At 65.8% G+C, this 13,410-nt stretch carries 13 protein-coding genes and 2 pseudogenes; all 15 read right to left on the bottom strand.

Translation table 11 applies throughout. The features are described from left to right. Positions 1-6: 6 nt before the first annotated feature. The 15 genes and pseudogenes from LXX_RS06195 to leuS all read right to left on the bottom strand — a co-directional run bounded on the left by LXX_RS06195 (position 7) and on the right by leuS (position 13,363). On the bottom strand, positions 7-306 hold the full coding sequence (locus LXX_RS06195) for a hypothetical protein (RefSeq protein WP_011186090.1): 300 nt from the start codon (positions 304-306) through the stop codon (positions 7-9). 18 nt (positions 307-324) lie between these two features. Next, the gene (locus LXX_RS06190; RefSeq protein ID WP_011186089.1) at positions 325-1,038 is read right to left on the bottom strand and encodes a lytic transglycosylase domain-containing protein; all 714 of its coding nucleotides are present in this window, start codon (positions 1,036-1,038) and stop codon (positions 325-327) included. Between the two features lie 71 nt (positions 1,039-1,109). Then, positions 1,110-1,646 carry a DivIVA domain-containing protein gene (locus tag LXX_RS06185; protein WP_011186088.1) on the bottom strand — a complete coding sequence of 179 codons (537 nt, stop codon included), beginning with the start codon at positions 1,644-1,646 and terminating at the stop codon, positions 1,110-1,112. 12 nt (positions 1,647-1,658) lie between these two features. After that, positions 1,659-2,648 carry a phosphatidate cytidylyltransferase gene (locus LXX_RS06180; RefSeq protein WP_081423101.1) on the bottom strand — a complete coding sequence of 330 codons (990 nt, stop codon included), beginning with the start codon at positions 2,646-2,648 and terminating at the stop codon, positions 1,659-1,661. Further along, positions 2,649-3,203, bottom strand: a complete 555-nt coding sequence (gene frr, locus LXX_RS06175; protein WP_041768277.1) for a ribosome recycling factor — start codon at positions 3,201-3,203, stop codon at positions 2,649-2,651. A gap of 50 nt (positions 3,204-3,253) precedes the next feature. Next, on the bottom strand, positions 3,254-3,967 hold the full coding sequence (pyrH, locus tag LXX_RS06170) for a UMP kinase (RefSeq protein ID WP_011186085.1): 714 nt from the start codon (positions 3,965-3,967) through the stop codon (positions 3,254-3,256). A 113-nt stretch (positions 3,968-4,080) separates the two neighbouring features. After that, on the bottom strand, positions 4,081-4,911 hold the full coding sequence (gene tsf, locus LXX_RS06165) for a translation elongation factor Ts (protein WP_011186084.1): 831 nt from the start codon (positions 4,909-4,911) through the stop codon (positions 4,081-4,083). 42 nt (positions 4,912-4,953) lie between these two features. After that, a complete protein-coding gene (gene rpsB, locus LXX_RS06160; protein ID WP_011186083.1) occupies positions 4,954-5,850 on the bottom strand; it encodes a 30S ribosomal protein S2 in 897 nt (298 codons plus the stop codon). Positions 5,851-6,063: 213 nt separating this feature from the next. Continuing rightward, a pseudogene (locus LXX_RS06155) lies at positions 6,064-7,062 on the bottom strand (IS481-like element ISLxx4 family transposase). 76 nt (positions 7,063-7,138) lie between these two features. Then, positions 7,139-7,423, bottom strand: coding sequence for an aminotransferase class IV (locus LXX_RS06150; RefSeq protein ID WP_041767520.1), 285 nt, complete (start codon positions 7,421-7,423; stop codon positions 7,139-7,141). Then, the gene (locus tag LXX_RS14255; RefSeq protein WP_011186082.1) at positions 7,420-7,581 is read right to left on the bottom strand and encodes a hypothetical protein; all 162 of its coding nucleotides are present in this window, start codon (positions 7,579-7,581) and stop codon (positions 7,420-7,422) included. Before LXX_RS14255 ends, LXX_RS06150 begins: the two co-directional genes overlap by 4 nt. Before the next feature lie 22 nt (positions 7,582-7,603). Next, a pseudogene (locus LXX_RS15510) lies at positions 7,604-8,407 on the bottom strand (acetyl-CoA carboxylase biotin carboxylase subunit family protein). Positions 8,408-8,688: 281 nt separating this feature from the next. Further along, positions 8,689-9,966 carry a DUF6421 family protein gene (locus tag LXX_RS06140; protein ID WP_011186081.1) on the bottom strand — a complete coding sequence of 426 codons (1,278 nt, stop codon included), beginning with the start codon at positions 9,964-9,966 and terminating at the stop codon, positions 8,689-8,691. 29 nt (positions 9,967-9,995) lie between these two features. Next, entirely contained in the window at positions 9,996-10,427 is a 432-nt protein-coding gene (locus LXX_RS06135) for a hypothetical protein (RefSeq protein ID WP_011186080.1), read from the bottom strand. Positions 10,428-10,816: 389 nt separating this feature from the next. Beyond that, positions 10,817-13,363 carry a leucine--tRNA ligase gene (leuS, locus tag LXX_RS06130; RefSeq protein WP_370558471.1) on the bottom strand — a complete coding sequence of 849 codons (2,547 nt, stop codon included), beginning with the start codon at positions 13,361-13,363 and terminating at the stop codon, positions 10,817-10,819. Positions 13,364-13,410: the final 47 nt, after the last annotated feature.

Below are 13,410 nucleotides of genomic sequence, written 5' to 3'. Positions count from 1 at the left end.
TCTGCGTCACACGGCTCGCCAGCACGAGATGTGCCAGTGCCGACGGGCGGCCAGGTCGGCCGCGTCTCCCAGCACACCGTCTGCGCGCCACGCCACGATGTGCGCCACACCGGGCACGATCCCACGGCCGCATCCGGGGCAGCTGTAGTTCTTCTGCGCTTGAGCGGCCGACACCGGCTGCACGTTCCACTCCGTGCCGCGCCGTGTCTCGATACGCCGCCAGCCGGCGAGCAACCGGTCCAGACCGGTCTCCTCGTCCTCGTGACCGCCGCCGGAACGACGACGAGAAGGCCTGCTGCGGGACATTCCCCCAGTCTAAAGCGCTCAGTACCAGCCGTTGGACTGGGAGTGGCTCCACGCGCCGCAGGGGTTTCCGTAGCGGCCGGAGATATAGCCGAGCCCCCAGGTGATCTGCGTGGCGGCGTTCGTCTGCCAGTCCGGCCCGGCCGAAGCCATCTTGCTGCCGGGGAGGGCTTGCGGGATGCCATACGCGCCGCTTCCGCTGTTGTGGGCGTACACGTTCCAGTGGGATTCCCTGTTCCACAGGGAGACGAGGCAGGCATACTGGTCGTCGCCCATCCCCCGCGCCTGGAGCATCTGGTACGCGATGGCCTGGGCGGAGCCCGGGTCCGGGGAACCAACGGCGGGAGCGCTGCTCGACCCGGCGGAAGACGGCTTCTGCACCGCGGTGGCAACGGGAGTAGGAGCCGGTTCCGGTTTCGGTTTTGACTTGACCCCGACCGCGTCGCGTGTGACGGTCAGACCCTGCGCGTCCGGAGCGGTCAGGCTCTGCACGGGAGCGTCGCCATAGCGCGACGTCTGGCCGATCGCCCGCAGTGTGTCGGCGTACGCGGGCGAGGCGGCCGAGCCCGAGTACGGGTCAACGACGTTGACGAGGGCGAAGCCGACCGCTGCGGTGAAGGCAAAGCTCCAGACCGCCGTGCGCGAACGGATGTGTGGACGCTGAGAACGCTTAAAAGCGAAACCGACCGGATTGGCCGGGTTCAGCGGAACGATCTCGGTTGTCTCTGTACCCACGATGACAACACCATAACGAAGAAGTCCTGACTTTCCAAGAACCCATGCCCATCCTCAGAGAACAGCCAGACTCAGCGGACAGCCAGCATCACATCGGTGACGCTGTCCAAGAGGAGGTCGACCTGGGCTTCGCGGTAGCCGCCGCGCTGCTCGCGGAACGTCACCGTCCTCACTTCCTCGATGCTCATCGGACGTCCTTCCTGGAAGTACTTCACCAGGCGCGCAGAGAACCGGTCCACATCCTGCCGGTTGTACCCGAGAGCGATAAAGCTCATCCGCTGGAAGCGGCGGCCCAGCGGCCGCTCGAGCCGGTCGATGATGACCTGCGCGGTGGCGCGCGCCTCCTTATACCAGACCGCATCGCCCTTCGCAGCGCGCGCATTCTCGCGCTCACGGGCAGCGAACGCGTCCTCCAAACGTTCCAGAGCCGCATCGACATGCGGGGGGGAATAGCCGCCCTTCCTCATGGGGAACGCTGTTCGGCGGATCTCCTGTGCGGTCAGTCCGGTGACGCCATCGTAGGCGTGCCGGGCCGATGCGAGGAAGTCGTCGACCTCGTCGATGTCGTATCCGAGCTGCTTCTTGGGGCTCCGGGGAAAGGTGCTCACCGGTCCATTCTGTCAGGAGAAGATGAGGAAGAGACCATAAGCCGCCGCCGCCGAGGGCAGGATGCTGTCCAGACGATCCAGGAACCCCCCGTGGCCCGGCAGCCACGAACTCATGTCCTTAATGCCGAGATCCCGCTTGACGAGAGACTCTGCGAGGTCTCCGGAAGTCGCTGTGAGGAGCATCACGAGACCGAAGACGATCCCGAACCACCAGGTCTGCCCGAGCATGAAGACCGACACCAGGACGCCCGCGGCCACCGCGGTGACGCCCGCGCCGGCGAACCCCTCCCAGGTCTTCTTCGGGCTGATCGTCGGCGCCATCGGATGCCGGCCCCAGGTCAGACCGCTCACGTAGGCTCCGGTGTCCACCGCCACGACGAGGATGACGAACCCGAGCACCCACCACTCGCCGTGGTCCTGCGCGAGCAGCAGAATGGCGTAGCTGGCCAGCAGCGACACGTACATCTGCACGAAGACGCTCCAGGTGAGATCCTGGACGAGTTCACCACCGCCGCGCCCCGCCGCGCCGGCGAAAGCTTCCTCGGCGAGTCGGCAGACGATGACCAGGGCCACGCCCGCGGCGAGGGAGACCAGCTGCCCGCCCGCGTTCAGGAAAAACGACGCCGGGACGATCGCGACGGCGCCGATCACTGTCGGGATGCGTGGCACCCGCCGGCCCGCGCCCCGGAGCGCCTGTGTCAGCTCGAAAGCGGCGAAACCCGCCATCGTCACATCGAAGACGAGAAAGAGCTCCTTGATGAAGATCAGGCTCACCACAACGAGCCCGCTGACCACCAGGCCAATCAGGATCGCGAGGATGAGATTGCGGCCGGTGCGCTGCTCGATCTTCTCACTCGTAGCGTCCAGCCGCGCCTTGCGAGCCTGCACCTGCCGCTCGAAATCGGCACGGGTCGCCTGCACCTGGGCGCGGATCTCCTCGCGCGAGAGCGCTTTTCCTCGTCTGCCCTTTGCCGGTGTGCCGGTGCCGCTCCCCTCGCTCATTCAGACCTCGAGGAGTTCGGCTTCCTTGCGCTTGAGGGCTTCGTCGACGAGGTCGACGTTCGTCCGGGTGAGGGCCTCCAGCTCCTTCTCCCCCCGCGCGACCTCGTCGTCCCCAACCTCGCCCTTCAGAGCGTCCAGTTCGTCCTTCGCCCTCCGGCGGATGTTGCGGATCGCAACCTTGGCGTCCTCCCCCTTGCCGCGGACGATCTTCACGAACTCCTTGCGGCGGTCCTCGGTAAGCTCCGGAAGGGTGACGCGCACGATCTCGCCGTCGTTGCCGACGTTGGCCGACATGCTCGGCATGGTGACGATCGCCCTCTCGATCTCCTTGAGCGCGCCCTTGTCGTACGGGGTGACGATCAGGACGCGGGCCTCGGGGTTCTGCAAACCGGCCAGCTGCGCGAGCGGCGTCGGCGAGCCATAGTAGTCGACCAGCACCTTCTGGAAGAGAGCCGGGTTCGCGCGGCCAGCGCTCACGGTGCCGAAATCCTCCTTCGCCGCCTCGAGGGTCTTGCTCATACGCTGGCTGGCGTCGGAAATCACATCCGCGATCACGGTCACTCCTTCAGATCGGTGAATCGTTGTCTAGTCTAGGGCTCGCATGCTCAGCCGAGGAGCGTGCCGATCTCGGCGCCCAGCAGGGCGGCGGTGACGTTGCCAGCGGGCTCCATGCCGAAGATGCGCATCGGCATGCCATTGTCCATGCACAGGCTGAGCGCCGTCGAGTCGACAGCCTTGAGGTTCTGCTTCAGCGCTTCCTGGTGGCTGATCTGGTCGATCTTGCGGGCATCCGGGTTCGTGCGGGGGTCGTCGTCGTACATCCCATCGACGCCGTTCTTGGCGACGAGAACCACATCGGCTATGATCTCCAGAGCACGCTGGGCGGCGACGGTGTCCGTGGAGAAATAGGGCAATCCGGCACCGGCGCCGAAGATCACGATGCGACCCTTCTCCAGGTGCCGCTCGGCACGGAGCGGGATGTAAGGCTCGGCGACCTGAATCATCTCGATGGCCGACTGCACGCGCGTCTCCGCGCCGGCCTGCTCGAGAAAGTCCTGGAGGGCGAGAGAGTTCATGACGGTGCCCAGCATCCCCATGTAGTCGGCACGCCCACGGTCCATTCCGCGCTGCGACAGTTCGGCGCCGCGGAAGAAATTACCGCCGCCGACGACGATCGCGATCTCGACGTCCGTGGCCGCCTGGGCGATCTCACGCGCGATTCCACTGACGATGTCGGGGTTGACTCCGAGCTGGCCGCCGCCGAACGCCTCACCCGAAAGTTTGAGAAGGACCCTTCGCCTCTTGTCTGCCATCGTCATACCTGTCTCGAAGTCCTTCCGTGTGTTCCATCAAACCTCATGCGCGCGTCGAGTGCGCCCACAGAAAAGGAGTCCGGATCGTACGACACGATCCGGACTCCTTCGCAACATGTTTAGGCGCCGACCTTGAACCGGGCAAACCCGGACACGGTCAGACCCGAGTCCTTCAGCACCTGGCTGATGGTGAGCTTGTTGTCGCGGGCGTACTCCTGTTCGAGCAGGGCCACCTGCTTGAAGAAGGCGCCGAGACGGCCCTCGATGATCTTCGGGAGGGCTGCCTCCGGCTTGCCCTCGCTGCGCGAGATCTCCTTGACGATGCGACGCTCGCTCTCGACCTCCTCCGCCGGGACGTCCTCACGGGTGAGGTGCGCCGGGTTGGCGAATGAGATGTGCTGAGCGATCGACCGCGCGGTCTCCGTGTCGTCGCCGGCGTAGCCGACCACGACACCGACCTGGGGCGGCAGATCTTTGGAGGTCTTGTGCAGGTAGATCGCGACGTGCTCGCCGTTCACGACGGCGACACGGCGCAGCTCGATCTTCTCGCCCAGGATCGCGGCCTCGTCACCGATGAACTCGGCGACAGTCTGCGACCCGGCGGGAGCGGCCAGCGCCTCCTCGATAGTGGTGGAGCCGGCCGCGGCGATCGCGTCGAGCACCGTGTCCGAGAGGGCGACGAACTTCTCGCCCTTCGCGACGAAATCGGTCTCGCACGCGAGTTCGATCATCGTGGCGGTGCCGTTGGCGTTCTCCTTAGCGGCGACGAGCCCCTCACTGGTGGAGCGGTCGGCACGTTTGGCGTTGCCTTTCGCGCCCTTCAGGCGCAGGATCTCGGTGGCCTTCTCGAGGTCGCCACCGGCCTCCTCGAGGGCCTTCTTAGTGTCGACCATGCCCGTGCCGAGCTGTTCGCGCAGGGCCTTGATGTCAGCGATGCTGATGTTTGCCATGTTCGTAACTGGAACCTTCTGACTCGAAGATGAATGGTGGGGTTACTCGGCCGGAGTCTCGGCGACCGCGTCGGCAGCTGCTTCGCCCTCGGCGACGACGGCGGCGGAGTCCGCCTTGGCCTCGGCGAGGTCGGCGTCCGCTGCCTTCTCGGTCTCGGCGCTGGCCTGGACCTCGGCGGCGGGCTGAGCGAGGAGCTCCTGCTCCCACTCGGCGAGCGGCTCAGCCGCCTCCACTCCCTCTTCCGGCTTCTGGTGACGCTGGATGAGGCCCTCGGCCGCCGCGTCGGCGACGATGTGGGTCAGCAGCGAGACGGAGCGGATCGCGTCGTCGTTGCCCGGGATCGGGTACTGCACCTCGTCGGGGTCGCAGTTCGTATCGAGGATGGCGATGACCGGAATCCCCAGCTTCTTCGCCTCGTCGATCGCGAGGTGCTCCTTCTTCGTGTCGACCACCCAGAGCGCGCTCGGCGTCTTCGACAGGTTGCGGATGCCGCCGAGCGACTTGTGCAGCTTGTCCAGCTCGCGTTTCTTGATCAGCAGCTCTTTCTTGGTGAAGCCGCTGGTGGTGCCCTCGAAGTCGAGTTCCTCGAGCTCCTTCATGCGGGCGAGGCGTTTGGAGACGGTCTGGAAGTTGGTCAGCAGACCGCCCAGCCAGCGCTGGTTGACGTAGGGCTGACCGACGCGGGTCGCCTGCTCGGCGATCGCCTGCTGCGCCTGCTTCTTGGTTCCCACGAACAGGATGGTGCCGCCGTGAGCGACAGTCTCGCGCACGAAGTCGTAGGTCTTATCGATGTAGGTCAGCGACTGCTGGAGGTCGATGATGTAGCTGCCCGAGCGCTCGGTGAGGATGAAGCGCTTCATCTTCGGGTTCCAGCGACGGGTCTGGTGTCCAAAGTGGACGCCGCTGTCGAGCAGCTGGCGCATGGTGACGACGGCCATTTGCCGTTCTCCTTCTGTTGGCGGTTGATCGGGACGGCCCACGGCCGTCCGTTCCTGGTGCCCCGCGCTCCCCGCTCCCCCCGAATCCGGCACGGAGACCGTGCTGGCTGAGAGGAGACCGGCGGTGGAGCGCCCGCCCTCACGAGAGGGTTGCGGGCACGCGTAGTCACTCCGGCGAGCAGAGTGCATCAGAGAGTCTAGCAGGAACCGTCGCTAGGTGTGATGTCCAGGGAGGTTGTTGTCGATTCTGCTAATGGGTGGGGCTCTGATGGCGGAGTGGTGCTGGTGATGATTGTAGAAGTGGGGCCAGCCGGGGAGTGCTTCTCGTCGTTCGGCCTCTGAACCATAGAACCGGGCGTAGGCCCAGCCGTCGGCGAGTGTGCGGTGGAAGCGTTCGATCTTCCCGTTGGTCTGTGGTCGGTATGGTCGGGTCTTCTTCGCCCTGATCCCGAGCTCTGTGCAGGCGTCTCGCCAGGCGTAGGACTTGTAGGCGGAGCCGTTGTCCGAGAGGACGAGTTCGACGCTGACATCCCGGTCGGCGAACCAGGCGACAGCACGCCGCAGGACACCGATCGCGGTGTCCGCCTTCTCGTCGGAGCAGATCTCGGCGTAGGCGACGCGGGAGTGGTCGTCGATGATCGTGTAGACGAACACGGTGCCCAACCGTGGCTCGTAGCGGTGGTTCCTGCTCTTCGTGCGGGTGGCGGTCGCTTCCCGGTTGCGTTCGCCCTGGACGCGGCCGACGAATCGTCAGCCGCCGCCGTTGGGGATGTTGCCGAACTTCGTCACGTCGACATGGATCAGCGATCCAGGGTGGTCGTGCTCGTAGCGACGGATCGGCTCGCCCGTGACCCGATCAATGGTGCAGAGCCGGTTGATGCGGCAGCACACCAGGACGGCGTGGACGGTCGAGGCGGGAAGGCCAAGCTCGCCGGCGATCTGCACCGGCCCCAGGCGTCGTCGCCACCTCGCCCGCACGATCCGCTTGAGCACGGGCAACGGCGTCCGCGTTGGCATCGATCGTGGGCGGCTAGACCGGTCGGTCATCCCTCCCGTGCCTTCGGCGCGGAACCTCGCCGCCCATTTCCGCGCGGTAACGGGCGAGACCATAAACATCTTCGCTGCGACGGAGACCAGCCAATGGTCCTCGACGATGAGCCTGGCAAGGCGCAGACGAGCGCGCGGTGTGAGAGCAGCGTTAACGTGGGACACGAAGGCCTCCTGGATCGTGAAGCGGTTGAACTGAACAGCTCCACTTCACAACCGGAGGCCCTCGCCCCTCAACTCCTCACGACCGTATCGCCGAAACAACCCCCCTGGACATCACACCTAGGTAGTCTCTCGTCTCCTCGCAGATCAGTTCCACACTCAGGGGGAGCTTGAACCTCAGGTGCGCAGCGGACGCAGCGAGCCGTTCAGCGTGCCGTTGGAGCTCGAACGGCACGCCGTCATAGGCCCTTATGCCCTCGTACACGGCTCCGGCGTAGTGAAGCGCATGCGTCATGACCGGAAGGACGCCCTCCTCGCGCGGGACGATCCTCCCGTCGACCCACACCTCGGTAATGGGGATCATTCGTAGACCACCTCGATCTCCCGGTCCAGCAGCTCATGGAACCCGATCAGCTCCTCGTAGGCGGCGTGCGCCGAGAGGACGAAGGCGGGGTACCCGGTGAAATCCGGATACGGCCGCACAACGTCGCCGGGGTGCATCATCTGAATCACCGAGATCACCGAGGGATGCCCCCTAAGCTTCTCAAGACCGCGGATCTCGCGGATTACGCCGCTTCCGCGGCAGGGGACTGATGTAGTTCCCCGCAGCGTTCACATACCCGGGCGCCGGGGCTCCGAACGAGCCTGGGCGGCGTCCGAGCGCCACAGCGAACGCCTCGGCGAAGAAGTCCACGCCCGTCGCGGACTCGACGATGGCGTGCGACACTCCAGAGCCGCCGACCCGTGCGCCGATCTCCAGGATGTACGGGACGCCGTCGGAGTCGAGCCGGAGCTCCGTGTGCGTCGGCCCATTCTCCACGTCCAGAGCACGATGCGCCCTCTCGACCGTCCGGCGGACCTGATCCTCCTGGTCTTCCGTCAGCCCGGAGGGAACCTGGTATATGGACTCCTCGAAGTACGGTCCTTACGATCGTTCGGAATTGCCCTTGTAACCGACCGTGAGAACGCGGATGTGACCGCCGAACGATATCGACTCCACCGCGTACTCGGGACCTCCGACGTACTCCTCGATGACGACGTCCCGTGTGTGTACGCCCACGTCCAGCATCGCCGCGACCGCGCGCTGGCTGGCGTCGGCGAGCTGCTCGTATCGGTCGACCCTCTGGACTCCCGCGCTGGAGAAGCCTCTGGACGGCTTGACGACGACGGGAAGCCGCAGCTCTCGCGCCGCACGGAGCAGGCGCTCATCGACGGGACCCGAGACAAACCCCGGAACCGGCAGCCCGTTCTCGGCCAGCGCCACCCTGGTCGCCCCCTTGTCTCGAAGACGAGCGATGACAGCGGAATCGAGCCCGATCAGCCCGCACCGTGCAGCCGCCTCGTTCACAGCGAGCAGAGAAGCCTCGTGGACTCCGAGGATACCCTGGGCACTGTACCGCTCGATCACCGCCACGAGGAAATCGGCGAACCCCGCGTCCTCGGGACCATTCGACCAGACCTCAACCCCGGCGATCGGGCCGGGCTCGCCAGCGCGCCACAGGTCCACTTCCTCGGCCCGGGACACGATGACCAGGCCGACGCCCGCATGTTCCGCGCTCCTGACGGCGTCATCCAGCTGACGCCGCGGATGCACGAGGACGACAACCTCGCCGTGGGCGCGGCGGCCGCTCACGCTGCGGCCAGTTCGGAGAAGGCCAGCGGCGGCCGCTCTTCGAACAGCTCGACATGCGTGCGCAAAAGGCGCTGCTCCTGGTTCAGTGCGAACTTGTCCTTCGGGTCCTCGCCCTCAGCCAGGTGGCGCCGCACCATCTGCGTGGCGTTCGCCCGGTACTCGTCCGGGGTCGTGGAGCGGTGCTCGAGCGCCTCGATCTCGGCCACGAGCGTCTCGAGAGCGTCGATCGCGCACCCCTGGTCGATCGCGACCAGCCCGTCCTCAAGGCGGAGCGCTTCCTTCTCCAACAGGTACGAGAACAGGAAGAAGCCGGTTCCCGCGTCGAAGTTCCTCTCGGGTCGCGGCTCGAGGGGGTATCGGAAGATGCGCTCCAGGACGATCATCGTGAACAGCTCATCGATGAAGGGGACGTCGCCGTTGCGGGCCATGAGAATGAGCTTGACGTCCACTTTGATCTCCTCGAGGACGCCGATGTACCAGTGCATCTTCAGGACAGCGTTGTCGGCCATCGACCAAGGCCCCGTGAAGTGGGCGTGGACGCGGTCGTGGAGGTATCCCCAGAGGCTGCGGACCTGGTAGCTGAGGTACGGGTCGAGCCGAGCGGAGCTGTCCAGCCCCTGACCGGGAGCGAGAAGGCTGTTGGCGTTCTCTGCTGTGATCGTCCCGTGGATGTCATAGAACTTGCTGAAGAAGAACACGGCGTAGTGCTGGCGCTCGATCTTGTTGAGGGCGGCGACGCTCTCGGGGAAGAATACCAGGCAGTTCCCGAGTGCGAAGCCCTCCGGGCCGGCGAGCAGGATGACGTCCATATGCACGTCGTTCTGATGAGGGTACTTCTCCTCGACAGCGACGAGCAGCTGCGACTGATGGTGCTGCACGAAGAAGAGCTCCAGGCGCACACCGGAAGGCGTCGTGCTGTTGGTCGCGCGGGTCACGCCGACGAAGAGGGCGCTCTCCCCGTTTCCGACTCGACGGAACGCATCGCGCACCCGGTCGAAGTGCGGCTTCGCGTCCAGGCTGTGCGCGAGCCAGTCGTCGACGTCCGCGCTGAAAGCATCCGCCTTATCCTCGCGGCCCATGTCGCGGTACGTCTCGGCGACGGCGTCCCGGATAGCGGTGAGGAGCGCGACGTCGTGATCGGCCGGCTCGACGATGCTGCCGGTCGCCGTCTGACGGAGTCGGAACTCGTCCACGAGCGGAACGATCTCCTCCCGGATGCGCGCCGCGCGCTCCTCATGCTCGGATCGCACCATGCAGGCCAGGGTTGTGCTCATGTTCTTCTCCTCGTCTCACTGTGTCGATATCAGTTGTGTCGTGATGACGGGGCCGCGTGCAGCGTGAACGGCATATCCACGGGTCCGTGGTCCTCGATCGTGACCAGTCCGTATCGCTCGGCCGCCGCCGATGTCGTGATGCACGCGTCCGTGCGCCCTTCTGCGCAGTCCGACGCGGCCTGCGATTTACTGGTGCTGGGCGTCCACTGGGCGGACTTCGGAACCAGCGACTGCGGTGCCGGGTGGGCCGCATAGGTGACGATGTCATCCGGGTCGGTGCCCGGACGGGTAGCCGAGATCATCGAGTGCGTCGGCATGAGGAAGGCGTCGACGATCGTCAGAGTGCCGAGGTTCTGGAAGACCACGTTGTGAAGCGCGGGGTACGCTGCGCATGCCATGACTGCTTCGCCCGGGTTGTCGAGCGCGGCTACGGCGTCTTCGACAGTGTTGTGCAGCTCCACGCTGCCTTCGATGCCCGCATGCTGAAGCCATTTCCCAGGATGCTGCTTCCAGGTTCGATCCCTCCGGGCCGAGCGTATGCACTTTTCGAATCGCGATCTGTTTCTTTACTTTCACTATCCCCCGACTTTCTTCATTGTAAAAAATATGAAACACATCATAGTCACTATAGATGCCGGGCATCGCGCCGCGCTCCTGCGCCATGATCGTTCCGAGCGGAGCAGCCCGTTTGAGACGGGGAGCTTTCCTGCCTTCTCCGGGGTCGACGGAGACGATTCGCTCGGTGTCGCATCCCCCGTCAGGGAGACCGCACGCCGACGAGCCGCGGGAGCGGAGTTCGTGGACAAGACCCGGGACGGTCCCCGTGCTGAGGACCGCGACCGGGCCGTCCTCAGCTGCGAGAGCGGGTGGCGATGTTGACCAGTTTCGGCGCGCGCACGATCACGGTGACGATCTCGCGGTCGCCGACACTGCGGAGGACAGCCTCGGAGGAACGGGCGAGCGCCTCCAGCTCGTCGACGGAGATCTTCGGCGAGACCTCGACGCGGTCACGGACCTTGCCGTCCACCTGGACGATCGCCGTCACCGCCTCCTCGATCAGCAGTGTCGGGTCGGGCTTACGCCACGGGACGAGTGAGACGGAGGGCTCGTAGCCCAGCCGCGCCCACATGTCCTCCGCCGTGTACGGGGCGAACAGATTCAGCGCCATCGTTGTGACCTCCGCCGCCTCCCGCACGGCGCGATCGGCGGGTCCGGCCCCACTGTCGATCGTCTTGCGGGTGGCGTTCACCAGCTCCATCAACCGGGCGACGACGACATTGAACTTGAACGCCTCCACCAGCCCGGGTGTGTCGGCGAGGAAACGGTGGGTCACCCGGCGAAGGGCAGGGTCGCCGCTCTTCCAGACCACATCGGGGGCGCTGGTCACATCGTGGGCGACGCGCCACGCGCGGGCCAAGAACTTGGCGCTGCCCGACGGGGAGACGTCGGCCCAGTCGATGTCGTCCTCCGGCGGTCCGGCGAACGACATGGTCAGGCGCACAGCGTCGACGCCGTGCGCGTCGAGCTGATCCGACAGCTTGACCAGATTTCCGCGGGATTTGCTCATGGCGGAACCGTCCATCAACACCATGCCCTGATTCAGCAGCACGGTGAAGGGCTCGGTGAAGCTGACGAAGCCCTGATCGAACAGCACCTTTGTGATGAAGCGCGAGTACAGCAGATGCAGGATGGCGTGCGTCACGCCGCCGACGTACTGGTCGACCGGCGCCCATTTCTCCGCTTCGCGCGGGTCGAAGGCCCGGGTGTCGTCGTTCGGGTTCAGGAAGCGCAGAAAATACCATGAGCTGTCCACGAAGGTGTCCATCGTGTCCGTGTCCCGCTGGGCGGGTCCGCCGCAGGAGAAGCAGGAGACGTTGACCCAATCGGAGGCTGCGCCCAGCGGGCTCCTCCCCTTCGGTTGCAGGTCCAGTCCCTCGGCCGGTGGCAGCAGCACCGGCAGCTCCGACTCGGGAACGGGCACTTCGCCGCACGCCTCGCAGTGAACGATCGGGATCGGGGTGCCCCAGTACCGCTGGCGCGAGATGAGCCAGTCGCGCAGCCGGAAATTCTTCGCCGGGGCGCCCAATCCCGAGCCCTGCAACGCCTCGGTGACGCGACGGATGGCATTGGATTTGCTCAGGCCGTCGAATGGTCCCGAGTTGATGAGGCGTCCTTCGCCGGTCAGGGCTTGGCCGGTCTCGGCCGGGCTCTCCAGCGGCGCGCTCTCGGGCAGGAGGGGTTCGCCCGTCTGCGGGTCGGTCTTGATGACCGGTACGGCACCGGTCGCCGGCTGGGTCGTGTCCACGACCACGCGCACCGGCAGGTCGAAGGCTCGCGCAAAGTCCAGATCGCGCTGATCGTGAGCGGGCACGGCCATGATCGCGCCGTGGCCGTAGTCGCTCAGCACATAGTCGGCGGCCCAGATCGGGATGCTCTCTCCCGTGAGCGGATTGACAGCGTGCCGCTCCAGGAAGACGCCGGTCTTCTCGCGCTCGGTGCTCAGGCGGTCCATCTCGGTGGTGCCGCGCACCGCCGCCAGATACTCCTCGAAGCGCTGCTTCACCTCGGGACGGGCGTCCTCGGCCAGTTCCGCCGCCAGCTCGGAGTCCGGGGCGACCACCATGAAAGTGACCCCGTACAGCGTGTCCGGACGGGTCGTGTAGACAGCGACCGGCTCCTCGCGACCCTCGATGGCGAACTGGACGTCCGCGCCGGTGGAACGGCCGATCCAGTTGCGCTGCATCAAGATCACCTTTGCCGGCCAGGCTCCCTCCAGCTGGTTCAGGTCGTCCAGCAGGCGGTCCGCGTAGTCGGTGATGCGAAAGTACCACTGGGTCAGCTTCTTTTTGGTGACCAGGTTGTCGCAGCGCTCACAGCGGCCGTTCACGACCTGCTCATTGGCCAGCACGGTCTGGTCGAAGGGGCACCAGTTGACCTGCGACGCCTTCCGGTAGGCCAGACCCTTCTCGTACAGCTTCAGGAACAGCCACTGGTTCCACTTGTAGTAGGACGGGTCGCAGGTCTGCAGGACGCGATCCCAGTCGAAGCTCGGCGCGTAGCGGCGCATGGACGCCTTTTGCTGCGCGATGTTGTCGTAGGTCCAGCCGCGCGGGTCCAGACCGCGCTTGATCGCAGCGTTCTCCGCGGGCAGCCCGAAGGCGTCCCAGCCGATCGGGTGCAGAACGCTGAAGCCCTGATGCCGCCAGTAGCGCGCGATCACATCGCCCAGCGCGTACGCCTCGGCGTGGCCCATGTGCAGGTCGCCGGAGGGGTACGGGAACATGTCGAGCACATACTTGCGAGGACGATTGTCCTCGGGGTCGTCGGTCGCGAACGGCTTGAGCTTCTCCCAGACAGGGAGCCACTTGGCCTGGATCTGCGCGAAGTCGTAGTGTATGGCGGTCTTGCCGGCGGCGGCCGCGGCCGTTCCTGTGTCGTGCTGGT

Source organism: Leifsonia xyli subsp. xyli str. CTCB07 (assembly GCF_000007665.1).
Lineage (GTDB): Bacteria > Actinomycetota > Actinomycetes > Actinomycetales > Microbacteriaceae > Leifsonia > Leifsonia xyli_C.
This window is presented reverse-complemented; position numbering and strand designations above follow the sequence as displayed.